At 68.6% G+C, this 24,430-nt stretch carries 23 protein-coding genes; 5 read left to right on the top strand and 18 right to left on the bottom strand.

Annotated elements, in window-relative coordinates; all coding sequences use genetic code 11:
• Positions 1-166 precede the first annotated feature (166 nt).
• Together AC07OH_RS20465 and AC07OH_RS20460 are read left to right on the top strand one after the other, a co-directional pair.
• Positions 167-427 carry a hypothetical protein gene (locus tag AC07OH_RS20465; protein ID WP_495301923.1) on the top strand — a complete coding sequence of 87 codons (261 nt, stop codon included), beginning with the start codon at positions 167-169 and terminating at the stop codon, positions 425-427.
• Positions 417-1,220 (top strand): dioxygenase family protein, encoded by an 804-nt coding sequence (locus AC07OH_RS20460; RefSeq protein WP_495301922.1) that lies wholly within the window; start codon positions 417-419, stop codon positions 1,218-1,220. The genes AC07OH_RS20465 and AC07OH_RS20460 overlap by 11 nt, the downstream gene beginning before the upstream one ends.
• Before the next feature lie 274 nt (positions 1,221-1,494).
• Here the strand turns inward: AC07OH_RS20460 and AC07OH_RS20455 are convergent, their stop codons facing one another.
• From AC07OH_RS20455 to AC07OH_RS20395, 13 genes are all read right to left on the bottom strand, one after another.
• Positions 1,495-2,178: a response regulator gene (locus tag AC07OH_RS20455; protein WP_495301921.1), complete on the bottom strand. Its 684-nt coding sequence runs from the start codon at positions 2,176-2,178 to the stop codon at positions 1,495-1,497.
• A gap of 17 nt (positions 2,179-2,195) precedes the next feature.
• Positions 2,196-4,601 (bottom strand): outer membrane protein assembly factor BamA, encoded by a 2,406-nt coding sequence (gene bamA, locus AC07OH_RS20450; protein ID WP_495301920.1) that lies wholly within the window; start codon positions 4,599-4,601, stop codon positions 2,196-2,198.
• Positions 4,602-4,676: 75 nt separating this feature from the next.
• On the bottom strand, positions 4,677-5,333 hold the full coding sequence (locus AC07OH_RS20445) for a nuclease-related domain-containing protein (RefSeq protein WP_495301919.1): 657 nt from the start codon (positions 5,331-5,333) through the stop codon (positions 4,677-4,679).
• Between the two features lie 348 nt (positions 5,334-5,681).
• Positions 5,682-7,343 (bottom strand): Na/Pi cotransporter family protein, encoded by a 1,662-nt coding sequence (locus tag AC07OH_RS20440; protein WP_495301918.1) that lies wholly within the window; start codon positions 7,341-7,343, stop codon positions 5,682-5,684.
• 73 nt (positions 7,344-7,416) lie between these two features.
• Entirely contained in the window at positions 7,417-8,274 is an 858-nt protein-coding gene (locus tag AC07OH_RS20435) for a phosphodiesterase (RefSeq protein WP_495301917.1), read from the bottom strand.
• Positions 8,271-9,344 carry an ABC transporter ATP-binding protein gene (locus AC07OH_RS20430; RefSeq protein WP_495301916.1) on the bottom strand — a complete coding sequence of 358 codons (1,074 nt, stop codon included), beginning with the start codon at positions 9,342-9,344 and terminating at the stop codon, positions 8,271-8,273. The genes AC07OH_RS20435 and AC07OH_RS20430 overlap by 4 nt, the downstream gene beginning before the upstream one ends.
• Entirely contained in the window at positions 9,334-10,134 is an 801-nt protein-coding gene (locus tag AC07OH_RS20425; RefSeq protein ID WP_159273407.1) for an ABC transporter permease, read from the bottom strand. The genes AC07OH_RS20430 and AC07OH_RS20425 overlap by 11 nt, the downstream gene beginning before the upstream one ends.
• A complete protein-coding gene (locus tag AC07OH_RS20420) occupies positions 10,134-10,964 on the bottom strand; it encodes an ABC transporter permease (protein ID WP_159275532.1) in 831 nt (276 codons plus the stop codon). Before AC07OH_RS20420 ends, AC07OH_RS20425 begins: the two co-directional genes overlap by 1 nt.
• 16 nt (positions 10,965-10,980) lie before the next feature.
• Positions 10,981-11,994 (bottom strand): ABC transporter substrate-binding protein, encoded by a 1,014-nt coding sequence (locus AC07OH_RS20415; RefSeq protein ID WP_495261117.1) that lies wholly within the window; start codon positions 11,992-11,994, stop codon positions 10,981-10,983.
• Between the two features lie 28 nt (positions 11,995-12,022).
• Positions 12,023-13,042, bottom strand: a complete 1,020-nt coding sequence (locus AC07OH_RS20410) for a LacI family DNA-binding transcriptional regulator (RefSeq protein ID WP_495301915.1) — start codon at positions 13,040-13,042, stop codon at positions 12,023-12,025.
• Positions 13,043-13,205: 163 nt separating this feature from the next.
• Complete coding sequence (gene lspA, locus AC07OH_RS20405) at positions 13,206-13,721, bottom strand: signal peptidase II (RefSeq protein WP_062480914.1); 516 nt, start codon at positions 13,719-13,721, stop codon at positions 13,206-13,208.
• Positions 13,721-16,570, bottom strand: a complete 2,850-nt coding sequence (ileS, locus tag AC07OH_RS20400; protein ID WP_495301914.1) for an isoleucine--tRNA ligase — start codon at positions 16,568-16,570, stop codon at positions 13,721-13,723. Before ileS ends, lspA begins: the two co-directional genes overlap by 1 nt.
• A 124-nt stretch (positions 16,571-16,694) precedes the next feature.
• Entirely contained in the window at positions 16,695-17,732 is a 1,038-nt protein-coding gene (locus AC07OH_RS20395; protein WP_153282352.1) for a bifunctional riboflavin kinase/FAD synthetase, read from the bottom strand.
• Between the two features lie 165 nt (positions 17,733-17,897).
• Here AC07OH_RS20395 and AC07OH_RS20390 point away from each other — a divergent pair, with 165 nt between their 5' ends.
• Complete coding sequence (locus AC07OH_RS20390; RefSeq protein ID WP_062480919.1) at positions 17,898-18,458, top strand: HNH endonuclease; 561 nt, start codon at positions 17,898-17,900, stop codon at positions 18,456-18,458.
• Between the two features lie 30 nt (positions 18,459-18,488).
• Here the strand turns inward: AC07OH_RS20390 and AC07OH_RS20385 are convergent, their stop codons facing one another.
• The 4 genes from AC07OH_RS20385 to AC07OH_RS20370 form a co-directional block, all read right to left on the bottom strand.
• Positions 18,489-19,274, bottom strand: coding sequence for an enoyl-CoA hydratase (locus AC07OH_RS20385; RefSeq protein WP_495301913.1), 786 nt, complete (start codon positions 19,272-19,274; stop codon positions 18,489-18,491).
• A gap of 6 nt (positions 19,275-19,280) precedes the next feature.
• A complete protein-coding gene (locus AC07OH_RS20380; protein ID WP_495301912.1) occupies positions 19,281-20,639 on the bottom strand; it encodes an alpha/beta fold hydrolase in 1,359 nt (452 codons plus the stop codon).
• Positions 20,640-20,734: 95 nt separating this feature from the next.
• On the bottom strand, positions 20,735-21,850 hold the full coding sequence (locus tag AC07OH_RS20375; protein WP_062482928.1) for an acyl-CoA dehydrogenase family protein: 1,116 nt from the start codon (positions 21,848-21,850) through the stop codon (positions 20,735-20,737).
• A 12-nt stretch (positions 21,851-21,862) separates the two neighbouring features.
• On the bottom strand, positions 21,863-23,044 hold the full coding sequence (locus AC07OH_RS20370; RefSeq protein WP_495301911.1) for an acyl-CoA dehydrogenase family protein: 1,182 nt from the start codon (positions 23,042-23,044) through the stop codon (positions 21,863-21,865).
• 173 nt (positions 23,045-23,217) lie between these two features.
• Between AC07OH_RS20370 and purN the strand changes: the two genes are divergently transcribed.
• Both purN and AC07OH_RS20360 read left to right on the top strand, forming a co-directional pair.
• Positions 23,218-23,814, top strand: a complete 597-nt coding sequence (purN, locus tag AC07OH_RS20365) for a phosphoribosylglycinamide formyltransferase (RefSeq protein WP_495301910.1) — start codon at positions 23,218-23,220, stop codon at positions 23,812-23,814.
• A gap of 65 nt (positions 23,815-23,879) precedes the next feature.
• On the top strand, positions 23,880-24,185 hold the full coding sequence (locus AC07OH_RS20360; protein ID WP_495301909.1) for an I78 family peptidase inhibitor: 306 nt from the start codon (positions 23,880-23,882) through the stop codon (positions 24,183-24,185).
• Here AC07OH_RS20360 and AC07OH_RS20355 read toward each other — a convergent pair.
• Positions 24,173-24,421 (bottom strand): DUF1653 domain-containing protein, encoded by a 249-nt coding sequence (locus AC07OH_RS20355; RefSeq protein ID WP_062483076.1) that lies wholly within the window; start codon positions 24,419-24,421, stop codon positions 24,173-24,175. The genes AC07OH_RS20360 and AC07OH_RS20355 overlap by 13 nt on opposite strands.
• Positions 24,422-24,430 lie beyond the last annotated feature (9 nt).

The raw sequence follows: 24,430 nt of genomic DNA, 5'->3' as shown, positions 1-24,430 counted from the left end.
GGGCTCGGCGGCGGGGGCATGGCCGCATTCTGCGGCATGCGTTTCGGGGGCGGGGATGGCATGGGCAAGCCGCGGATCATGGCGCCCGATTGGGGAGGAATCTGGGAGACGCGCTCTCCCGCGCCTCTCCCACATTTCTCCCGATTCGGATCGCACGATGCCCGTCATGACACCGGACACGCACCGCGCCTCTCCCACCTCCGCCTTCCGCGCACTGGCCGCCGCCGCGCTCGCCTGGGCCCCGCCGGGGCACGCGGCGCCGCCGTCCACGCCCCCGGGCGACGCCGACACCGACCTGCTGCTGTTCCTGCTGGCGGCGCTGTTCTGGGGCGTCGCGCATGTGTGGACGCTGCTCGTGGTCTGGGCCGAGGCCCGGGCTTCGGGCGTGCGCGCGCCTGCCAGGAAGGAGGCCGCTCATGGCCGGTGAAGCGATCGGGCGCCGGGGCCTGCTGGCCGCGATCGGTACGGCCGGCCTGGCCGCGTCCGCACCCGGGGCCGTTGCAGCAGCGCAGAAGCTTCCGCTGACCGCCCAGACCACCGAGGGCCCGTACTACCTAGACCTCGCGAACTTCCGCACCGACCTGACCGACGGCCGCGAGGGCGTGCCGCTCGACGTGCGCCTGCGCGTGCGCGATGCCGCCGGGCGCCCGCTGCGCGGCCTGCGCACCGACCTGTGGCACTGCGACGCGCAGGGCAACTACTCGGGCTTCGGCGGGCAGGGCGACGACCGCACGCGCGGCTTCGAAGGCCAGGCCTTCCTGCGCGGCAGCCAGCGCACCGACCGCGACGGCCAGGCCGTGTTCGCCACGCTCTACCCGGGCTGGTACGCGGGGCGCACCACGCACATCCACGTCAAGGTGCACCACCGCGAGCGCGCCGTGCTCACGACGCAGTTCTTCCTGCCCGATGCGCTCAGCGAGTTCCTCTACACGCAGGTCTCCAGCTACCAGCGCGCGCGGTTGCGCGACACGCTCAACAGCGCCGACGGCATCGCGCTGCGGGCCGGCGACACGGTGCTGGGCGCGGTGCGCGAGGAGGGCCGGCGCTATGTCGCGCTGCTCACGCTGGTGGTCGACCCCGCCGCGCGCCCGGTGACCGAGCGCCCGCCGCCGCCCGGCAAGGGGCCCATGCCAGCGGGCGGCGTGCGGCCGATGCGGCCGCGCACGCCCGAGGGCCTTGCCCGCATCCGCGCGCTGGTGCCGCCGCGCACGGAAGGCTGAGCGGTGTTGCGGATGCCGCTCCCGCCTGCCGTGTCCGTCGAGGGGCGCTTGACACCACGGGCCGCGATGCGCGCACTGGCGCACACCTGCGCGGGCTGTCTTGCGTTCTGCAGCCTGGCGCTGGGCATCAGCGTCGCGGCACGCGGCGCTTGCGTGGAGGCGCGACAGGTGGCAGTGCGCAATGCCAGCCTGTCGACGCTGGCGCCGATCATGCAAAGGCGCAGCGAAAGCCGCACATCGCGCGGCCACGGCCCGTGCAAGGCCGGGCCGGCCCTCAGCCCAGCCGCTGCGCGAAGCTGAACCCCACGCCGTAGACCGAACGGATCCAGCCGTGGGAGGGCGACACGGCCGCGAGCTTGCGCCGCAGGTTCTTGATGTGCCCGTCGACCGCGCGCTCGTTCACGTCCAGCGCCTCGGGAAAGGCCGCTTCGAGCAGCCTGGCGCGCGTGAACACGCGCCCCGGTTCGCGCGACAGCGCGCGCAGCAACAGCAGCTCGCGGCGCGTGAGCGCCAGGAACCGCCCCTCCAGCCAGGCATGGCCCATCGCGCTGTCGAAGGCCACCGCCGGCGAGGCCATGCCCACGCTCAGGTCGGGCGGCGCGCGCCGGCGCAGCACCGTATGCACGCGCGCCACCACCTCGCGCGGCGAGAAGGGCTTGCAGACATAGTCGTCGGCGCCCAGGTCGAAGCCGCGCAGCCGGTCGGCCTCGTGCGCGCGCGCCGTCAGCACGATGATCGGGTGGTCGCTGCGCGCGCGCACCTGCGCGATCACCTGCAGCCCGTCGATGCGCGGCAGCACCACGTCGAGCAGCGTGAGCGCCGGCGGTGCGTGCAGGATGCGCTCGAGCGCGGCGGCGCCGTCGCCCAGCTGCTCGACCTCGTGGCCCGCGCGCCGCAGCGGGCCCAGCAACAGCGACGCGATCTCGCGTCCGTCTTCCACCAGCAGGATGCGGCTCATGGCGCGTGCGGTCCGGTTCAGAAGGACGTGCCGATCTGGAACTGGAAGCGCTGCGTGCGGTCGGCCGCGATGCCGTTGGCCGTGTCCTCCTTCTGGTAGACGATCGGCACCGCATACGCCAGGCGCAACGGGCCCAGCGGCGAGATCCAGCTGATGCCCAGGCCGGCCGACGCGCGCAGGCGGTTCTGGGCCTTCCACTGCGCGTCGGTCATGCTGGCCGTGCGTTCGGCGAACACGTTGCCCGCATCGAAGAAGGTGTACAGGCGCAGCGATTTGTCATTGCCCGCGCCGGGGAAGGGCGTGGTCAGCTCCATGTTGAAGATCGCCTTGCGCGTGCCGCCCAGCGAACCGCCGGTGACCGCGTCGGTCGGGCCCAGCGAGTTCTGCTCGAAGCCGCGGATCGAGCCCAGCCCGCCCGCATAGAAGTTCTTGAAGATCGGGAAGCTGCTGCCGCCCAGCGCCTTTGCATAGCCCAGTTGGCCGTTGAAGGCCAGCGTGTACTGCTTGGACAGCGGCACGTACTGCTGGTACTGGTAGTTGGTCTTCAGGTAGCGCAGTTCGCTGCCCACGCCCAGTTCGAGGTTGGCGCTTTGCAGGCGCCCGCGCGTGGGCACCAGCGCGCTGTCGCGGTCGTCGCGCGACCAGCCCACGGTGGCCGGGATGCCCACCACGTTCCTGCCCGCGCACACCACGCTCGGCGCGGTGCCGGTGCACTGGAAGTAGTCGAGGTAGGCCTGCGGCGTGGCCGTGTAGACATACGAGCCGTTGACCAGCGTGTACGAGCCGTTGGTGCCCGGCGTGAACGAATAACGCTCCACGCCGATGCCCAGGTACACCGTGTCCAGCTCGTTCACCGGCAGCCCGAAGCGCACCGAGCCGCCGTCGCTCGCGAGCTTGTAGTTGCCGTCGGCTTCGTAGTAGGGCCGCGTGGTGGTGTGAAAGAGGTTGAAGGTGCGCGAGATGCCGTCCTTCGTGAAGTACGGGTCGGTGGCCGTGAGCGACACCGAGCGGTTGTACGAGCTGGTGTTGACCTGCAGCCCCAGGTAGTTGCCCGAGCCGAACACGTTCTCCTGCGTGATGCCGAAGCTCAGCGAGATCTTGTCGGTCGACGAGTAGCCCGCGCCGAGTTGCAGCGAGCCCGTGGGCTTCTCGGCCACGGTGACGTTCAGGTCGACCTGGTCGTTGCTGCTTGGCACTTCGGCGGTCTCGACGTTCACCTCGGTGAAGAAGCCCAGCCGGTCGACGCGGTCGCGCGAGAGCTTGATCTTCGTGCCGTCGTACCAGGCGCCTTCGTACTGGCGGAACTCGCGCCGGATCACCTCGTCGCGCGTGCGCGCATTGCCGCCGATGTTCAGCCGCCGCACATAGGCGCGCCGCCCGGGCTCGGCGTTCAGTACCATCACGACGCGGCGCCGGGCGCGGTCGATCTCGGGCTCGGCTTTCACGCGCGCGAAGGCGTAGCCGAAGGTGCCGAAGTGGTCGGCGAAGGCCTTGGTGGTGGCCGCCACGTCCTCGCCGTTGTAGGACGCGCCGGAGCGCACGGTGACGAGCGACTTGAACTCGTCCTCGCGCCCCAGGTAGTTGCCCGCCAGCTTCACGCCCGCCACCGCGAACTTCTCGCCCTCGCTGATGTTCACCGTGAGCTCCAGCGTCTGCCGGTCGGGCGAGATCGCGACCTGCGTCGACTCGATGCGGAACTCGAGGTACCCGCGCGTCAGGTAGAACGCGCGCAGCGTTTCCAGGTCGGCGTCGAACTTGGCGCGCGCGTACTGGTTCGACTTCGTGTACCAGGCCAGCCAGCCGCCGCTGTCCTGGTCGAACAGGTCGAGCAGCGTGCGCTCGTCGAAAGCCTGCTGGCCCACCACGCGCACCCGCGTGATGCGCGCCGGTTCGCCCTCCGTCACGCTGAACGTCAGGTTGACGCGGTTGCGCTCCAGCGGCGTCACGGTGGTGACCACCTGCGCGTTGTAGAGGCTGCGGCCGATGTACTGGCGCTTGAGCTCCTGCTCCCCGCGGTCGGCCAGCGCCTTGTCGTACGTCCGGCCTTCGGCCAGTCCGATGTCGCGCAGCGCCTTCTGCAGCGCCGCCTTGTCGAACTCCTTGGTGCCCGCGAAGTCGACATCGGCCACGGTGGGGCGCTCTTCGACGATGACGACGAGCACCCGGCCGTTCACGTCGATGCGCACGTCCTTGAACAGCCCGAGGTCGAACAGCGCGCGAATGGCCGCGCTGCCGCGGTCGTCGCTGTACATGTCGCCGGCCTTCAGGCCAAGGGTTGCGAACACCGTGCCCGCTTCGACGCGCTGCAGGCCTTCGAGGTGGATGTCTTGCACGGTGAACGGGTCGGCGGCCTGCGCCGGGCAGGCCGCCATCGCGAGGCACAACGCAGCAAGGGCTGCGAGAGACTTGGGAGGAATCGTCATCACCGCATGGTCTTCACCAATGTCGGAGGAATGTGGGACGCCCTCCCGCGCGCAGGGCCGGTTGGTGAGCAGTCGTTACTGCAACCCCATCGCGTTCACCGCCGGCCACGCCACCGCAGGCCGTTCGAAGCGTTCGCGGCAGTTCTGCGCATGCGTCTCCAGCGACAGATCGCCCTGGATCTCCAGCAGCCGCTGCACCGTGCGATCGACCGCCTGCGCGTCCAGCAGCGGGTACGTGCGCGCCGTGCGCCCGTTGTTGCGCACCAGGCGCGCGATGTACGGCAGGTCCTGCTGCGTGATCACCGCAGCCGGCATCACGCCCTCCAGCTCCACGCCTTCGCACGGCAGCAGCACGAAGTACTGCAGCCGCAGGTCGTCGGGCAGCAGGCTGCGCAGCTGCGTCGTCTTGCGCCCGCCCTGCCAGGCCGGGTCTTTCACCTCGCGCGCCCGCGTGCAGCCATGCAACCGCAGGAACCAGCGCGGCGGCGCTTCGTCGGACTTCTTGCGGTAGACGAACGCGTTGCGCCACGCCTTGATCTCGAACAGGTACACCCCCGTCTCGCACACGATCACCGCATCGATGCGCGCTGTGGGCACCGCGCAACCGGAGGGCATCGGGATGATGAGGTTGCGAAGAATGCGCAGGTGCGAAAACGCCGGACTGAACGCCGTGGCGAGCTGCTGCACCCCGAGCGACGCGGCGACCGCGCTTTGCGGCAGAACAATGGTCATGTCGAACTCCTTCGAAGCCCCGAGCATTGCCGGCCTTTTAGGAGACTTCTGGTAAACGAGGCAGAGCCTTGCGGTGTTCCCAGGCCGAGCGAAGCAAAGGCCTGTGAGGTTCCCCATCCCTTCTGTATGCGCCGAGGAGCGCAGCGTTTCGCGGATCAGGGCTCGCCCTTGTTTGAGCGAAGCGAGTTTGGGCGAGACCCCGCGAAACGTGAGCACCGCAGGTTGCCCGCAGCGAAGCGGAGGGACGCAGACAGCAGGGTCGCCTTTTCTTTGCTTACTTTCTTTTGGCGAAGCAAAAGAAAGTGAGTCGCCCGCCGGGGCGAGACCCGGCCTCGGGAAACAAAACGATCAGCCTTCGATTTTCCCGAGCCGAGATTCACGAAGCCGGCTCGGCGCCAAGGCCCCGGCAGATTCAAGAATCGGATAAGCAATCGAACAGATATGCGAATTGATCCGCTTCAAATCACTGATCAGATCGATGTGCAGCGAACTCGTCTCGATGCTCAAAGTAGTCCGATCCGACAACCGATCCAGATGGGTTGTTGCATAGGCCCGCTCCAGATCGCGGAACCGTGCTTTTTCTTCCAGCAGCTTCTGCGCGTCGCGAACATTGCCATTCAAGAACACGCTCATACTCAACCGCAGATTCGCAATCAACCGCTCATGCAGCTCCACAATCTCCGCCATCCCCGCAGCTGAAAAGTTGCGCTGCGGCTTGATCTTCTTGTCCTCGATATCAATGATCACCCGCTCGATGATGTCCCCGATCTGCTCCATGTTGATCGTGAAGCTGATGATGTCCGTCCAGCGCCGGCTTTCCTCTTCGCCCAGCGCCTCGCGCGAAATGCGCGTCATGTAGTACTTGATCGCCGAGTACAGCTCGTCCACCGTGTCGTCCAGCTGCCGCAGCTCCTGCGCCAGCCGCAGGTCGTTGTTGCGGATCACATCGAGCGTGCCGATCAGCATCGTCTCCACGATGTCGGCCTGGTGCAGCGCCTCGCGCGCCGCGTTCGAAATGGCGAGCGAAGGCGTCGACAGCGCCGAAGGATCGAGGTGGTGCGGCCGGCTCGTGCCCACGGGCTGCGGCGGCACGGGCAACATGCGCGTCACCAGCTTGGCGACCCATTGCGTGAGGCCGATGAAGCCGACGCTGATCACGATGTTGAACGCCAGGTGGAACAGCACCACGCCGTGCGTCTGGTTCGGCAGCTGGGGCTGCACGTAGCGCACCCACAGCCCCACGAACGGCGTGACCAGTGCCACGCCCAGCGCCTTGAACAGCAGGTTGCCCACCGTCACCTGCCGCACCGACACGGCCGAGCGCGCGGTGGTCAGCACCGCCAGCAGGCCGCTGCCCAGGTTGGCGCCGAGCACCAGGCCCAGCGCCACGTCGAGCGGCACCACGTTCGAGCTCGCCATGGCCGCCACCAGCAGCACCACCGCCAGGCTCGAGTACGCCACGATGGCGAGTGCGGCACCGAGCGTGATCTCCAGCAGCACATCGCTGGTGATGGACACCAGCAGCGCCCGCACGGCCGGTGACGAGAACAGCGGTTCGGTGGCCGCCACCACCAGCTGCAGCGCCAGCAGCATCAGCCCCAGCCCGATCAGCACCCGCCCCACGCGCCCCGCCACGGTGGCCGAGCGCGTGATGAACAGCACCACCCCCACGAAGATGAACATCGGCGAGAGCCACGAGAGGTCCGCCGAGAACAGCACCGAGATCAGCGCCGTGCCCACGTCGGCGCCCCGCATCACCGCCAGCGCCGCCGGCAGCGTGACCAGGCCCTGCCCCACGAAGGAGGAGGTCATGAGCGAGGTGGCCGTGCTCGACTGCACGAGCGCCGTGACGCCGATGCCCGAGAGCGCGGCCGTGAAGCGGTTGCGCATGCTCTGCACGAGGATCTTGCGCAGGTTGGCGCCGAAGACGCGCAGCACGCCGGTGCGCACGAGGTGCGTGCCCCACACCAGCAGGGCGACGGCCGCAAGCAGATTCAAAAGGTGCTTCATGGAGGGCGGGGTCTGACCTTTCTCTTGTTTTCGTTTTGATTCGTTTCAGCCCCATTTTCCACAAGTAGACGCTTCAGTCGATCAGGGCTCCGTTGTCGTGGAAAGGATAAGGCCCTTCGAAGCTGCCAGAGGCCGCCAGGTGGGTGACGAGCCGGCGCCCGGCCGCGGACCAGGCGTGCACGCGGAAGGCGGGCGGCTCCAGCGTCCAGGCCGAGGCGGCGTCGGGCGCCAGGTCGAGGCAGACCTGGTGCGCCTGCGCCGGCGAGGTCGAGGCGATGGTGCCGCCGAAGCGCACGTCGATGGCGCGGTGCAGGTGGCCGCAGATCACGCGCTCGACGTTCGTGTAGCGGCGCAGCAGGGCTTCGAGCGCGTCGGCGCCTTCGAGCAGGCCGATCTCGTCCATGTGGCCGATCAGCGTCTCGAAGGGCGGGTGGTGCATGGCGACCACCACGGGCTCGTGGCGGCAGGCGTCGAGCTGGGTTTCGAGCCAGGCCAGGCGCTTGTCGCACAGCGTGCCGTGGCTGGCGCCGGGCACGCAGGTGTCGAGCGTGAGCAGCCGCAGCGCGCCCACGCGCACCGAGTACTGCACGAAGCCGTGCGTGTCGGCGCCCGTGCCCAGGTAGGCGTGGCCCGGAAAGCTGCGGCGCAGCTGGTCGCGGTCGTCGTGGTTGCCGGGCAGCAGGTAGACGGGCATCGTCAGCGGCGCGAGCAGGGCGGCCAGGTGGTCGTACTCGGCGGCGCGGCCGAAGTCGGTCAGGTCGCCGGTGATCACCACCGCGTCGGGCGGCTGGCGCAACGCGAGCACCGACTGCACGGCGCGTGCGAGGTACGGCGCCGTGTCGATGCGGCCATAGGCCAGCCGGCCGGGCTCGCGGATGTGCAGGTCGGTCAGCTGGACCAGGAAGGTGTTGGGGTTCGTTGTCGTGGTCATGCGCGGGTTTCCTGCGAGGTCATCAGGCGGTCGGCCGGGATGCGCAGGCCCACCGCGTCGCCCGGTCCGAAGGGGTTGTCGCGCCCCACGTCGGCCACCAGCACGGGCTGGTCCTGCAGGCGCAGGTGCAACTGCACGCGGTCGCCGAGGAAGGTGCGGCGTTCGACCGTGGCGCGGCCCCAGTCGGGCGCCTCGCCGGGCGGGGGCGCGCCGACCTCGATGTCTTCGGGCCGCACCAGCAGCGTCGCATGCTGCTGCCAGGGCGCGGGGCAGGGCAGCGACGACCCTCCGAGTCGGACAACGCCCTGTGCGATGGCGTCGGGCGCGCGCTCCAGCCGGTTGACCCGGCCCAGGAACTCGGCCACGAAGGGGTGCGCGGGCGCGCGGTACAGGTCTTCGCCGCGCCCGACCTGCACGATGCGCCCGGCGCGCATCACCGCGAGCCGGTCGGCGATGGCCAGCGCCTCCTGCTGGTCGTGCGTGACGTGGATGGCCGTGATGTGCAGGCGGCGCAGCAGCTCGGCCAGTTCGTCGCGCAGCGATTCCTTGAGCTTGGCGTCGAGCGCGGCCAGCGGCTCGTCGAGCAGCAGCACGCGCGGGCGCACGGCCACGGCGCGCGCCAGGGCCACGCGCTGGCGCTGGCCGCCCGAGAGTTCGGCGGGGCGCTTGTTCTCCAGGCCGCCCAGTCGCACGAGGTCGACCAGCTCGCCCACGGCACGTTTCTCTTCATCGGGCGACACGCCGCGGATGCGCAGGCCGTAGCCGATGTTGGCCGCCACCGTCATCTGCGGAAAGAGCGCGTAGCTCTGGAACACCATGCCCACGCCGCGGTGCTCGACCGGGCGCTGCGTGACGTCCTGGTCGCCGAAGACGATGCGGCTGCCGTCGTCGGGCGCTTCCAGTCCGGCGATGAGCCGCAGCAGCGTGGTCTTGCCGCAACCCGAGGGGCCGAGCAGCGCGAGCACTTCGCCAGCTTCCACCTTGAGGTTGGTGGGCTGCAGGCCGCGCGTGCCGTCGGCATAGGTCTTCGCGCAGTTCGAGATGTCGACGGGGATGCGTTCAAGTTCCATGGCGTTTCTGCATCAGGTTGGCAAGGTACTGCAGGCCCCACAGCACCGGAAGAATGACGGCGAAAAAGACCAGCGTGTAGGCCGATCCGATCTCGATGCGCATCGAGGCGTAGCTGTCGGCCAGGCCCACGGGCAGCGTGCGCGTGAGCGGCGTGTGCAGCATCCAGGTGAGGTTGAATTCGCCCACCGACAGCGTGAACACCATCAGGCTGCCGGCGACGATGGCCGGGAACACGGCCGGCACGAGGATGCCCATGAAGCGCTGGCGGAAGTTCGCGCCCAGCGAGCGCGCGGCCTCTTCGAGCGCGAGCAGGTCGTCGCGCTGGAAGGCCGAGCTCACGGTGCGCACCATGAACGGCAGCGTGAAGACGATGTGGCCCACGAGGATGAAGGCGAAGCTCTGGCGGAAGGCCGTGAGCTGGCCGTAGGCGAGGATGAGCGCGAGCGCCGTCGCCAGGCCCGGCACCGCGACCGGCAAGGTCAGCAGTTCCTCGAAGATGCGCGCCGCGCGCGAGCGGCTGCGCGCCAGCGTGTAGGCGCAGGGCACGCCGATCAGCACGGTGCACACGACGCAGGCCACGGCCAGCGCGAGCGACCAGCCGACGGTGCCGCCGTAGTTCTCCCACACCTCGCCCAGCCAGCGCAGCGTGAGGCCGCTCTTCAGGCCGGTGCTGTAGTTGTTGACGAGGCCGGCCATCACCGACAGCAGCATCGGCGCGATCATGAAGAGGCTCACGATCACCGTGATGGCGAGCAGGAAAGGGGCGCGGGGTTGCGAAGGGGTCTTCATCATCGGGCGACCGGGTTGGCGCCGAAGCGGCGCGCCACGAAGAGCACCAGCCAGGTCACGACACCCAGCGAGATCGACAGCGACGCGGCGAGCGCGAAGTTGGCGTAGTTGGTGAACTCGTTGTAGATGGTGATGGGGATCACCTCGAACTTGCTGGCCAGTGTGAAGGCCGTGCCGAAGGCGCCCATCGAGGTGGCGAACAGGATGGCGCCGCAGGCCAGCGTGGTGGGCGCCAGCTCGGGCATCCACACGTCGCGCGCCACGCGCAGCTTTGAGGCGCCGAGCGAACGCGCCGCCTCTTCGAGCTGCGTGTTCATCGACTCGGCCGCCGCGGCGTAGGTGGCAATGGCGCGCGGCAGCGAGAAATACAGGTACGCCAGGAAGAGCCCGAGCAGGCCGTAGGCGAAGGTGATGCGTTCGCCGACCAGCGCGTCGCTCAGGTCGGCCACCACGCCCTGGCGCCCGCCGAGCAGGATCACGAAGAAGCCGATGATCACGCCCGGGAACGACAGCGGCAGCGTGAGCAGCGACAGCAGCATGCGCTTGCCCGGGAAGGCATGGCGCGCGAGGTAGATGCCCACCGCCGCGCCCAGCACCAGCGTGGCCAGCGTCACCGCCACCGACAGCGCGACGGTGTTGGCCATGCTGTGCAGGTAGCGCGCATCGGTCAGCACCGCGAAGTAGGTGGCGGCGCCCTTGTCGGCCGGCAGCGCGAGCAGGCGCACCACCGGCAGCAGCCAGAAGGCCGCGAAGAAGACGGCCGCCGGCGCGACGCAGGCCAGCAATCGCCAGCGCGGGTTCCAGGCGTTGGAGGAGGTGGTGCGTGTCATCGCGCGCGGCGCCGGGTCAGCGCACTTCCTTCAGGTACTGGTCGGAGAAGCCACGTTGCGCGTCGGCCATGCGGGCGTAGTCGACGGTCTTGGCACGCGCGTAGTCGCTCGCGGGCAGGAACTGCGCCTCGATCTCCTTGGGCATGGCACTGGCGCGCACCGGGCGCAGGTAGGCCTTGGCCCAGATCGCCTGGCCTTCGTCGGACAGCGTGAAGTCGAGCACCTTCTTGGCATCGGCCGCGTGCGGCGCCTTGGCGACCAGGCTCATCACGTAGGGCACGGCCAGCGTGCCTTCGCTGGGAATGACGAAGGCGACGTTGGCCTTGTCCTTGTACTTGGCGCGGTAGGCGTTGAAGTCGTAGTCGAGCAGGATCGCGATCTCGCCCGACAGCACGCGCGCGTACGAGGTCTGCTTGGGCACGATGGGCTCGTTCTTCTGCAGCGCCTTGAAGTAGTCGATGGCCGGCTTGAAGTTGTCGAGCGTGCCGCCGCGCGCCTGGTTCACGGCCACGGCGCCCACGTAGCCCACGAAGGCCGAGGCGGGGTCGAGATAGCCGATGAGGCCCTTGTATTCGGGCTTGAGCAGGTCGGCCCACGACTTGGGCACCGGCTTGCCCTTGAGCGCATCGACGTTGACCATGAAGCCGAGCGTGCCCGAGTGGATGGTGAACCAGTTGCCGGCCGGGTCCTTCAGGCCGTCGGGGATGTCTTTCCAGGCGGCCGGCTTGTAGGGCTCGACCACGCCGTCTTTCGCGGCCTGCACGGCGAAGGTCACGCCGAGGTAGGTGACGTCGGCCACGGGGCTGGCCTTTTCGGCGACCAGCTGTGCGAGCGACTGGCCCGAGTTCTTGTTGTCGGCCGGCACGGTGATGCCCGTCCTGGCCTTGATGGCCTTGAGCTGGGTGCCCCAGTCGGCCCATTCGGTCGGGCAGTTGTAGCAAATGGCGGTCTGGGCCATGGCGCCGCCGGCGGCGACGAGGGCGGCGGCCAGCACGCCGAGGCGGGCGAGGCGGTGAAAGCGCAGGGACATGGAAAAACTCCTGGGAGGGGTGGTGAGGTCAGGACAGTGCGGCGTCGTTGTCTTCGCGCGCATTCGCGCACGACTCGCCGTCTCGGAAGGCATGGGGCAGCAGCAGGCTCGCGTCGGCCTGCAGCGCGCGGCCGCCGGCGATCGCCTGCGCCAGCAGCTCGACGCTGTGGCGGCCGATGTCGCTGTTGGGCTGCGCGATGGTGGTGAGCGCGGGCGTGAGGTCTTCGCCGAGCGCAATGCCGTCGAAGCCGACCACGCTGAGGTCGTCGGGCACCGCGAGGCCGCTCAAATGCGCGGCGCGGATGCTGCGGATGGCGAGCAGGTCGTTCGAGCAGACCAGCGCGGTGGGGCGCTTGTGCGGGCGCAGCTCGGCGCACAGCGCATCGACGGCGGTCTCGACGAAGGGCACTTCGACCAGCGGTGGCGCGGCAAGGCCTGCTTCGGCCATGCCGCGCTGGTAGCCGCGGTAGCGCTGCTGCGCTCGGTCCGACGCGGCCAGCGTGCCGCTGACCATCGCGATGCGGCGGTGGCCCAGCAGCACGAGCCGCGTGACCGCATCGGCCACCGCGCCTTCGCTGTCGACCGACACGCAGGGGTGGTCGGCGTGCCGGTTGTAGGCCAGCACGTAGGGCACGCCGGCGGCCTGCAGGCGCTGCAGCGCGGCCGAGGTGGACGGGTTCGACACCACGAGGATCAGCCCGTCGACGTTGCCCGCCAGCAGCAGCTGGACGGCGCGCTCTTCCTCGTCGAGCCGGTAGCCCGTGGTGACCGGCAGGATCGCGTAGCCGCCCGCGACGGCCGCGCGCGCGATGCCCTGCAGGCATTCGGCAAAGGTCGGGTTCAGCAGCGTGGGCAGCACCACGCCGAGCGTGCGGCTGCGCTGGGTGCGCAAGGTGCGGGCGCTGGCGTTGGGCAGGTAGTTGAGTTCGCGCGCCACGCGCTCGACCAGTTCGCGCGTGGCCGGCGTCACCTTGTCGGGGAAATTGAAGGCGCGCGAGACCGTGGCCACGGAGACCCCGGCCTGGGCGGCTACTGCTTGGATGCTCATCGTGCGGGGTCCGTGGTGCGGTTCATGTAATCGATTACATTGGACCGGCGCAGTATGACTTCGCGATGACAGGGCAGGGAAGTGGGGAGAACCCCGGGGCCGCGGGCGCAGCACGCGGCCCAAAGAAAAAGGGGCCCGTGGGCCCCTTTGGTCGAGAACTGGCTTACTTGCCGCGTCGGACTCGCCGGATCTCGTCGACGATCAGGCAGATGGCCCCGAGCGTGATGGCGCTGTCCGCCGCGTTGAACGCCGGGAAGTACCAGTTGCCCCAGTGGAAGCTCAGGAAGTCGACCACGTAGCCGTGCATCATGCGGTCGACCACGTTGCCGATGGCGCCGCCCAGGATGCAGGCCATCGCGAACGAGAAGAGCTTCTGGCCCGCGTGCGACCTCAGCATCCAGACGATGAAGATCGCCGCCGCCACGCCGATCGCCGTGAAGAACCAGCGCTGCCAGCCCGAATGGTCGGCCAGGAACGAGAAGGCGGCGCCCGTGTTGTGCGCGCGCACGACGTTGAAGAAGCTCGTCACGTAGGTCGCATCGCCGAGCTTGTAGTAGCCCAGGATCAGCGTCTTGGTGAACTGGTCGATGATCACGATGATCGTCGCCAGCCCGAGCCACGGCCAGATGCTGGCCCCGCGCGAACGCGAGGCCGACGAGGCAGAACGTGCGGTCGCCATCAGGCCACGCTGCGCGATTCGCCCGCGCCGAACAGGTTGCTCGTGCAGCGGCCGCAGATGGTCGGGTGCGCCGGGTCGTGGCCCACGTCCTCGCGGTAGTGCCAGCAGCGTTCGCACTTCTGTGCGGTGCTCGGCGTGACCACGGTCGACAGCGTGTCGCCCGCCGCCAGCGCCACGGCCGAGGCGATGAACACGAACTTCAGGTCGTCGCCCAGCGAGCCCAGCAGCGCGAGGTCGTCGGCCGGTGCGTTCAGCTGCAGGTTGGCCTGCAGCGACGAGCCGACCTTGCCCTCGGCGCGCACCGCCTCGATGTCCTTGTTGACGCCGTCGCGGATCTCGCGGATGCGGCCCCACTTGGCGAGCAGCGCCTCGTCGGGTGCGGCGAACTGGCTGTAGGTCTGCGTGAAGATCGACTCGCCGGCCTTGCCGGTGCCCACGATCTTCCAGGCCTCTTCGGCCGTGAAGCTCAGGAACGGTGCCATCCAGCGCAGCATGGCTTGCGAGATGTGCCAGAGCGCCGTCTGCGCACTGCGGCGCGCGAGCGAGCCCGGGGCCGTCGTGTACAGGCGGTCCTTCAGGATGTCGAGGTAGAAGCCGCCCAGGTCTTCCGAGCAGTAGATCTGCAGCTTGGCCACCACCGGATGGAACTCGTACACCTGGTAGTGCGCGAGGATCTCGGCCTGGAACTGCGCCGCGCGCGACATGGCGTAGCGGTCGATCTCGAACAGCTGGTCGAGCGGCACGGCATCTTTCGCGATGTCGAAGTCGCTGGTGTTCGCGAGCAAAAAGCGCAGCGTGTTGCGGATGCGGCGGTAGGCGTCGACGACGCGCGCGAGGATCTTGTCGTCGCCCGCGATGTCGCCCGAGTAGTCGCTCGCGGCCACCCACAGGCGGATGATTTCCGAGCCCAGCTTGTTGCTGATTTCCTGCGGGTCGATGCCGTTCTTGAGCGACTTGCTCATCTTGATGCCCTTGGCATCCACCGTGAAGCCGTGCGTGAGCAGGCCCTTGTACGGTGCGCGGTCTTCCAGCATGCAGGCGATCAGCAGCGACGAGTGGAACCAGCCGCGGTGCTGGTCGTGGCCTTCGAGGTACAGGTCGGCTTCGGGGCCGGTCTCGTGGTGCACGTTGGGGTGCGTGCCGCGCAGCACGTGCGAGAAGGTCGAGCCCGAGTCGAACCACACCTCGAGGATGTCGGTGCTCTTGGTGTAGCTCGGTGCGTCTTCGGCGCCCAGGATGTCTTCGACGGTGACGCGGCTCCAGGCCTCGATGCCGCCCTTCTCGACGATGTCGGCGGCCTGGTCGAGGATCTCCATGGTGCGCGGGTGCAGCTCGCCCGAATCCTTGTGCAGGAAGAACGGGATCGGCACGCCCCAGCTGCGCTGGCGGCTGATGCACCAGTCGGGCCGGCCGGCGATCATGTCGTGCAGGCGGGCCTTGCCGTTCTCGGGGTAGAAGCTGGTCTGCTCGATGGCGTCGAGCGCGGTCTGGCGCAGCGTCTTGGGCGCCTTGTCCTTGGTGAACACGCCTTCGCCCTCGTCCATGCGCACGAACCACTGCGCGGCCGCGCGGTAGATCACCGGCGTCTTGTGGCGCCAGCAGTGCGGGTAGCTGTGGGTGATGGTCTCGGTGGTCAGCAGGCGGTTGGCGTCGCGCAGCGCGGCGATGATCACCGGCACGGCCTTCCAGATGTTCTGGCCGCCGAACAGCGGGAAGTCGGGCGCGTAGCTGCCGTTGCCCTGCACCGGGTTCAGGATGTCGTCGTACGCCACGCCGTGGGCGATGCAGGAGTTGAAGTCGTCCACGCCGTAGGCAGGCGAGGAGTGCACGAGGCCGGTGCCGTCGGTGGCGGTGGCGTAGTCGGCCAGGTAGATGGGCGACAGGCGTTTGTAGCCCGCATCCACGTCGTACAGCGGGTGCTCGAACTCGAGCCCGCCGAGCGCCTCGCCCTTGACCGTGGCCAGCACCTTGCCGTCGAGCGCGTAGCGCGTCATGCACATCTCGACCAGCGAGTTGGCCAGGATCAGCAGGCCGCGCTCGGTGTCGATCAGTGAGTACTCGAGCTCCGGGTTGAGGTTGATCGCCTGGTTGGCGGGGATCGTCCACGCGGTGGTGGTCCAGATCACCGCGAAGATGTCGCCCAGGATCGTGTGGTCGGTGCCGAAGGCCTTGAGCACCTTCTCGCGCTCGTGCGCCTTGAAGGCCACGTCGATGGTCTGGCTCTTCTTGTCGGCGTATTCGATCTCGAATTCGGCCAGCGACGAGCCGCAGTCGAAGCACCAGTACACGGGCTTCAGGCCCCGGTACACGAAGCCGCGCTCGATCACGCGCTTGAACGCGCGCAGCTCGCCGGCTTCATTGGCGAAGTCCATCGTCTTGTAGGGGTGGTCCCATTCGCCCAGCACGCCCAGGCGCTGGAAGTCGACCATCTGCTGGGCGATCTGCTCGGTGGCGTAGGCGCGGCTCTTGGCCTGCATCTCGTCGCGGCTCAGGTTGCGGCCGAACTGCTTTTCGATGGCGTTCTCGATCGGCAGGCCGTGGCAGTCCCAGCCGGGCACGTACAGCGCGTCGAAGCCTTCGAGCTGGCGCGCCTTGGTGATCATGTCCTTGAGGATCTTGTTCACCGCGTGACCCATGTGGATCTGGCCGTTGGCGTACGGCGGGCCGTCGTGCAGGATGAACTTGGGCGCGCCGTGGCGGGCGTCGCGCAGACGGTGGTAGCGGCCTTCGTCGTTCCATTCCTTCACCCAGCCCGGTTCGCGCTTGGGCAGGTCGCCGCGCATCGGGAAGGGGGTGTCGGGCAGGTTCAGCGTGGAACGGTAATCTTTGGGGGAAGCAGCGTCAGACATGTTGGGTGCGGCGAAACAGAGGGGCTTCGACAGGCTCAGCCCGAACTGCATTGAGCGGTCGGTGCGGAAGATATAGCCGTTCGCCCTGAGCTTGTCGAAGGGCGGCAGCACGGGGCGTGCAGGGCTAAATTCGGTCGCGCGTGGTCTGGCGGTGGGTCTCGGCGTGGGTCGATGCGAAGAACGCGCGTGCGTCGCGGCCATCCTTCGCGATGCCCGCAGTGAGGGCTTCGAGGCTGGTGTAGCGCAATTCGTCGTGCAGTTTGTGCAGGAGTTCCACGCGCACGATTTTACCGTAGGCCCCTTCGGCCCCCAGATGCGAGGGCCACTCCAGGCAATGCGTCTCGAGCAGCACGCGCCCCGCGTTGACGTCGTTGGCGTCCAGCGAGGGCCGCACGCCGAGGTTCGCGACACCCGGCAACGGCTGGTCGGCCAGGCCGTGCACCAGCACCGCGAAGATGCCGCTGGCGGCCGGTTTCCAGTGCTTGAAGCGCAGGTTGAGGGTGCGAAACCCGTCGTCCTTGCCTGGCGACGACGCGCCCAGCGCCCGGCCCAGCTTGCGGCCGTGGACCACGTGGCCCGAGATCGTGTACGGGCGCCCCAGCAGGGTGTGGGCGTCGGCCATGCGGCCTTCGGCCAGCGCTTCGCGCACGGCCGAGCTGGACACCCGCAGGCCGTGCACCTCGTAGCTGTTCATGCGCGCGACGTCGAAACCGTGGGTTTCACCGGCCGCATCGAGCATGGCGTAGTCGCCGGCGCGCTTGGCGCCGAAGCGGAAATCGTCGCCCACCAGCACGTAACGCGCACCCAGGCCATCGATCAGCACGTTCTGGATGAACGCCTCGGGCGACTGGGACGCCAGCCGGCCGTCGAAGGGCAGCACGATGGTCTGGTCGACGCCGCAGGATGCCAGCTCGGTCAGCTTGTCGCGCAGCGTGCCGATGCGCGCCGGGGCCAGGTCGGGCTTCTTGGTGACGGCGGCGAAATAGTCGCGCGGGTGCGGCTCGAAGGTCAGCACGCAGCTGGGCAGCCCGCGATGGCGGGCCTCGGTCTGCAACAGCGCCAGCATGGCCTGGTGGCCGCGGTGGACGCCGTCGAAATTGCCGATCGTGAGGGCGCAGGCCGGAGCTACGCCCGGGTGTCGGAAGCCGCGGAAAACCTGCATGGGAGAGTATCTTTTTGATAGCGCCTGATGCCCGTCGAATGGGCAAATCAGGCCGATTTGTCACAAAGCCGGTATATTGTGACGCAGTGCGTGGGTTGGCGTGAGTCGCCGATGCACCCCGAGTCTCTGGTCTCTGCGTGTTTTTCTCGTGTCGAGGAGGCGTGTGTGAAGGTCTTGAAGCTGTCGGCCCAAGGGCTGCCCCAGTCATGGATATCGCTGGAACAGGCGGTGATCCACTACGCGGCGGACGAAGTCCGCTGGGAAGTGGGCGCGCAGGTGGCCGTGTTCCGTGGCGGCCACAACGCGATCACGGGCGAGCAGTCGCAGATCGCGATCAACAGCATCATCGGCACCAAGGGCGTGCCGCGCATCAATCCCTTCGCGCAGCGCCCGGGCCTGACCAACAGCAAGCTGTTCTCGCGCGACCGCAACATCTGCGCCTACTGCGGTGGCCATTTCCACGAAGACGAACTCACGCGCGAACACATCATTCCGTTCGCGCAGCGCGGCATCGACACGTGGATGAACGTGGTCACGGCCTGCAAGCCCTGCAACCACCGCAAGAGCAGCCGCACGCCCGAGCAGGCGAACATGCCGCTGCTGTACGCGCCCTATGTGCCGAGCCTGTGGGAAGACTTCATCCTGCGCAACCGCCGCATCCTGGCGGACCAGATGGAGTTCTTGATGGCGCACCTGCCGCAGTCGTCCCGGTTGCACGACATCTGAAAAAAAGAGGCGTTGAGCCTCTTTTTTGATTCAGCCCTTCCAGGCCGGTGGCCGTTTCTCGATGAAGGCCTGCACGCCTTCCAGCGCGCTCTCGTCCATCATGTTGCAGGCCATGGTCCGGCTGGCGTCGGCCAGCGCGGCCTCGATGCCGGTCTCGAGCTGGCGATAGAACAGCGCCTTGCCCAGCGCGAGCGCCGTGCGGGGCTTGGCGACGATGCTGGCGACCAGCGCCTCGACCGTGGCATCGAGCGCCTCGGGCGGTGCGACCCGGTTGACCAGGCCCTTCTCGCGCGCTTCTTCGGCGCTGATGAATTCGCCCGTCACCAGCATCTCGAAGGCTTCCTTGCGACCCAGGTTGCGCGACAGCGTGACGCCGGGCGTGGCGCAGAAGAGGCCCACGTTGACGCCGCTGACGGCAAAGCGCGCGTCGCTGGCAGCCACCGCGAGGTCGCAGACCGCCACCAGCTGGCAGCCGGCCGCCGTCGCAATGCCGTGGACACGCGCGATCACCGGCACGGGCAGCCGCTGGATCGACAGCATCATCGCGCCGCACCGGTCGAACAGCTGCTGGTAGTAGCCGAGCGACGGCTCGGCGCGCATCTCCTTCAGGTCGTGGCCTGCGCAGAAGGCCTTGCCCGCCGCGGCGATGACGACGGCGCGCACCGTGTCATCGGCGGCGATGGCGCCAAACGCCTCTTCGAGCGCGCCGAGCATGCTTTCGGAGAGCGCGTTGAAGGCGGCGGGGCGGTTCAGCGTGAGCGTGACCACGCCGCGCGCGTCGCGCGCCGTCAGGACGAAGGGGGTCGTGTCGTCCATGGCCGTTCAGTACGTCAGCTCGAGCACCGTCGTGTGCCCTTGCGCGGCGGGCCAGCTCTGGCCGGTGAGGCGCTCGCCGTTGAACTCGGCGCTGACCGTGCGCTGCGGCGCGCCGGCCGCGATGCGCAGCCGCGAGCTCGACTGCCCCGCGCCCTGGGCCGGCACGCCGGGGGGCGGGCTCTGGCTGTCGAAGTTCATCGTGTCGCGCTGCGCATCGAAGTAGCCGCGCGGGCGCGTGAAGACGACCACCGCACCCGCGCCGCTCTCGGCCGGCGCCAGGCGCTCGGTCCGCAGGTTGACGACGCCGCTGCTGCGCACGAACGGGCTGCGGTAGATGTGCGTGGTGCCCTGGCCGGGCGCGTCGAGGACGAACTCGTAGCGCGCCGTGGGCTGCGCGCTGAACGGGCCCCAGCGACCGTCGGCGCCGACCGTCTGCTGGTGCGCCGCCTCGCCGCGCCGCGCACCCGAGGCCGGGTCGACCGCAAAGACCGTGACGCGTGCGCCGGCCAGTGCCAGGTTGTCCGCGCCGGTCGCGCGGCCGTCGAGCACGACCTTCGACTCCGGCGCCACCGCCGTGCTGGCCGGCGCCTGGCCGGTCAGGAAGCGCCAGGTTGCCGCGAAGGCAGAGGGCGAAAACGAGGTCTCGCGGTGGTCCACGCGCGGCAGCACGAGGTTGGTGGCGCCCTTGAGTGCCGGCCCGTCGAAGCCGATATTCGTCGGCTGGCCCGGCGCGCCGATCCACAGGCCGTCGGGCTGGGCGTACTTGTCGTTGGTGTCCGAGCGCAGCGTGAGCCACTGCACGCCGGGTGTGACCTCGTCGCCGTTCGGGCCCTTGGGCGCATTGAGTTGCTGCATGAAGGCCGAGAGCCCCGAGAACTCGTTGTTCTCGCGCAGGCCCTTCACCTTCCAGATGCCGTGCGCGGGGTTACCGCCCAGCACCACGTGGCTCACCACGGCCGCGCCGCCACCGTTCTGCACGTAGTTGCGGATGGTGTTGCCGCCGCGCGAATTGCCGATGAGCACGACCTTGGGCGCACCCGTGGCCTTCAGCACCTTCTCGACCTCGACGCGCAGGAACGCGGCCGAGTCGGCGGCGGAGCTGCGCCCCGGCTGGGCCACGGCGTCGTCGTCACGGGCCAGGGGATTGGGCTGGTCGATGGCGAAGAGCCGCTCGCGCGGCCAGCCGTTCGATTCGAAGCGCCAGATCGTGGTCTGCCACAGCGCGGCCGAGTCGCCGTTGCCGTGCATGAAGACGATGGGCGGGCGTTCGGTGGAAGAGGGTGTGGAGGTGGCGCAGCCGGTCAGCCAGGTGACGGCGGTGCTTCCGGCAAGGGCCAAGGCAAGCAGGGTGCGGCGGGAAGGCATGTCTGTCTCTCTCCTGGCAGGGGGCGGGGGCCCGCAAGTGAAAACGCCCGCCGGCGCAAGGCGGGCGGGCGTTGGATGCTATCGACAAACAGCCGTCAGGCGAAGACGCCGGCGGTGTCCTGCATGCGGGCCGACACTTCACCCAGGTGGTGCAGCGTGTCGCCGAAGGTGAGCTCGAGCTGCGTGAGCTTGCGGAAGTAATGGCTGCCGATGTATTCGTCGGTCACGCCGATGCCGCCGTGCAGCTGCACCGAGTTCGCGGCCACGTAGCGCATCGACGTGCCCAGCTGGTACTTGGCGCGGGCCAGCGCCTGGCGGCGCTCGTCGGCCGGGGCGTTGAGCTTGAGCGTCGCGTAGTAGCTCATCGAGCGTGCCAGCTCCAGCTGCATCTTCATGTCGGCGACGCGGTGGCGCAGCGCCTGGAAGCTGGAGATGACCACGCCGAACTGCTTGCGCTGGTTCATGTAGTCGATGGTGACGTCGAGCGTCTTGTCGAGCACGCCGACCGCTTCGGCGCAGGTGGCGGCAATGCCGACATCGACCGCGTATTCGAGCGCGGCCAGGCCGTCGGCCGTGACCAGTGTGGCGTCGGCCTTGTCGAACACCACTTCGGCCGCGCGACCGCCGTCCTGCGTGCCGTAGCCGCGGGCTTCGACGCCGCTGGCGCTGCGCTCGACCAGGAAGAGGGCGATCTTGCCGTCGACCTTGGCGGGCACGATGAAGGCATCGGCCTCGTCGCCCACGGGCACCACGCTCTTGGCGCCGGTCAGCGAGTAGCCGTTGCCCGACTTGACGGCCGTGGCCTCGCACACGTCGAGGCGGTAGCGCGCCTTGCGCTCCTGGTAGGCCAGCACCACGAGGGCCTGGCCGCCGGCGATGCGCGGCAGCCAGTTTTCCTTGGTGGCCGCATCGGCGTAGCCGCCGAGCACGGCGCCGGCGATCAGCGTCTGCGCGAAGGGCTCCAGCACGATGCCGCGGCCCAGTTCTTCCATCACGACCATGCCGGCCACCGGGCCCATGCCCAGGCCGCCGTCGTCTTCGCTGATGTACAGGCCGCCCAGGCCGAGCTCGGCCAGTTCGTCCCAGGCTTCGCGCGAGAAACCGCCCTTGGCCTCGATGCCGCGGCGGCGCTCGAAGTCATAGCCCTTGTCGACCCACTTGCGAACAGCGTCGCGCAGCTGGTCCTGGTCTTCCGAAAAATTGAAATCCATGTTGGTGTCTCCTCAGCCCAGGACGGTTTGCGCCACGATGTTGCGCTGGACTTCGTTCGAGCCGCCGTAGATCGTGGTCTTGCGCATGTTGAAGAAGGTCGATGCCAGCGGTGCCAGCGCCGGGTTGCCGCCGGGAAAGTTGCCCTGCCAGCCGGCTTCCATGGCTTCGCGGATCAGCGGCAGCGAGTAGGGGCCGCCGGCCAGCATCATCAGCTCGGCGTAGCGCTGCTGGATCTCGCTGCCGCGGATCTTGAGCAGGCCGGCCACGTCCAGCGAGTTCTTGCCCGAGGTGGCGGCGGAGAGCACGCGCAGCACCATCATCTCGAGGGCGACGATGTCGACTTCGAGCTTGGCGATCTCGTCGCGGAAGCGCAGGTCGTCGTACACGCCTTCGCTCTTGGCGATGCGCTTGAGGCGCTCGAGTTCGCGCTTGGCACGGTTCACGTCGGCGATGTTGGTGCGCTCGTGCGAGAGCAGGTGCTTGGCGTAGGTCCAGCCCTTGTTCTCTTCACCGATCAGGTTTTTGGCGGGCACTTCGACGTTGTCGAAGAACACCTCGTTCACCTCGACGCCGCCGTCGATCAGCTTGATCGGGCGCACGGTGACGCCGGGCGACTTCATGTCCAGCAGCAGGAAGCTGATGCCGGTCTGGGGCTTGCCTTCGTTGCTGGTGCGCACGAGGTTGAACATCCAGTCGCCGTGCTGGCCGAGCGTGGTCCAGGTCTTCTGGCCGTTGACGATGTACTTGTCGCCCTTGCGCTCGGCCTTGGTCTTGACCGAGGCCAGGTCGGAACCCGAGCCGGGTTCGCTGTAGCCCTGGCTCCACCAGACTTCGCCGCTGGCGATGCCGGGCAGGAAGCGCTTTTGCTGCTCGGCGTTGCCGAAGGCCATGATCACCGGGGCCACCATGACGGGGCCGAACGGGATGATGCGCGGCGCGCCGGCCAGGGCGGTTTCTTCCTCGAACAGGTGGCGCTGCACGGCGGTCCAGCCGGGGCCGCCGAATTCCTTGGGCCAGCCGTAGCCCAGCCAGCCCTTCTTGCCGAGGATCTTGGCCCAGCCTTGCAGATCGTCGCGCGTCAGTTCGAGCGCGTTGTGCACCTTGTGCGAAATCTCCTGGGGGAGGTTGTCCTTGACCCATGCGCGAACTTCTTCGCGGAACTTCTGTTCTTCGGGTGTGAAGCTCAAATCCATGCGTGCCTCGCTGTGTTGATCGGTCCACCGCAGACGCGGGGTGTCTCCGGAACTGCGAGTTTTAGCACGGTCGTGCTGCGATCCGGTGTCCGCGTCGCGACAAGCCCGCTAGCGTGCGGGTCGACGGGAGGCTGATCGGGGTGTTGGTGGGGCACGGATAATCCCGGCCTCCCATGAAGAACATCGTGATCCTGATCTCCGGCGGCGGCTCGAACATGGCGGCCATCGTGCGCGCCGCCGAGCGCGACCGCTGGGCCGAGCGCTTCGGCGCGCGCATTGCCGCCGTCATCAGCAACAAGACGGAAGCCGGCGGGCTGGCGCTCGCCAGGTCGCACGGCATCGCGACCGCCGTGGTGCCGCACCAGGCCTTCGACAGCCGCGAGGCCTTCGACGCGGCGCTGGCCGAGGCGGTCGACGCCCATGCGCCGGCGCTGGTCGTGCTGGCGGGCTTCATGCGCATCCTGACGCCCGGCTTCGTGGCGCGCTACGCGGGGCGGCTGGTGAACATCCACCCCTCGCTGCTGCCGGCCTTTCCAGGGCTGCACACGCACCAGCGCGCCATCGAGGCGGGTTGCAAGGTGGCGGGGGTGACGGTGCACCAGGTCACGGCCGAACTCGACCACGGGCCGATCCTGGCGCAGGCCGTGGTGCCGGTGCTGCCGGACGACACGGCGGCCACGCTGGCCGCCCGGGTGCTGTCCCAGGAGCACCTGCTGTACCCGCGCGCCATCGCTGGATGGCTTTTGGATACATTGAGTCACAAAGCTTAAAGTTGTTTATATTGCTGGGTTTTCGGGAGCACAGAACTTTGAAAACCCAATCGCTACTGCTGACGATGGCCACCGCGGCCCTGCTGGCCGCCTGCGCCGCTCCGGCCCCAGCGCCCGCACCGGGCGCCGCCGCTGCGCCCGCGCCCGCCGCGCCGGCCGAACCCGTCTTCCAGTGCAACGCCGAGGGCGCCCGCTTTGCCGTGGGCCAGCAGGTGACGCCTCAGCTTGAAGCCGCCGCGCGCGCACGTGCCGGCGCCGGCACGGCGCGGGTGCTCAAGCCGAACCAGGCGGTCACCATGGAACTCAACCCCGGACGGCTCAACATCAGCGTCGACGCGCGCGGCCGCGTCAAGGAAGTTCACTGCGGCTGAGCGTCGATCGGGGTGAAGCGGCGTTGCGGCCGGCCGTCGATCTCGATGGTTTCTTCGAACATCGCGGCGGGCCGGACCCACAGGCCGCGGGCACCGTAGAGGGCGCGGTACAGCGTCATCGGCTCCAGCGTTTCGCTGTGGCGGACGGTGCCGATCACGTCGTACTCGCCGCCTTTGTAGTGGCGGTAGCGACCGGGGGGCGTTTCGATCAGGGGAGGGAGGTCTTCGTCGTTCAACGGGGCACT

The sequence above is a fragment of the Variovorax sp. GW821-FHT10C12 genome, assembly GCF_059415405.1.
The sequence above is the reverse complement of the archived record's forward strand: the minus strand, read 5'-3'. Positions and strand labels throughout refer to the sequence as shown.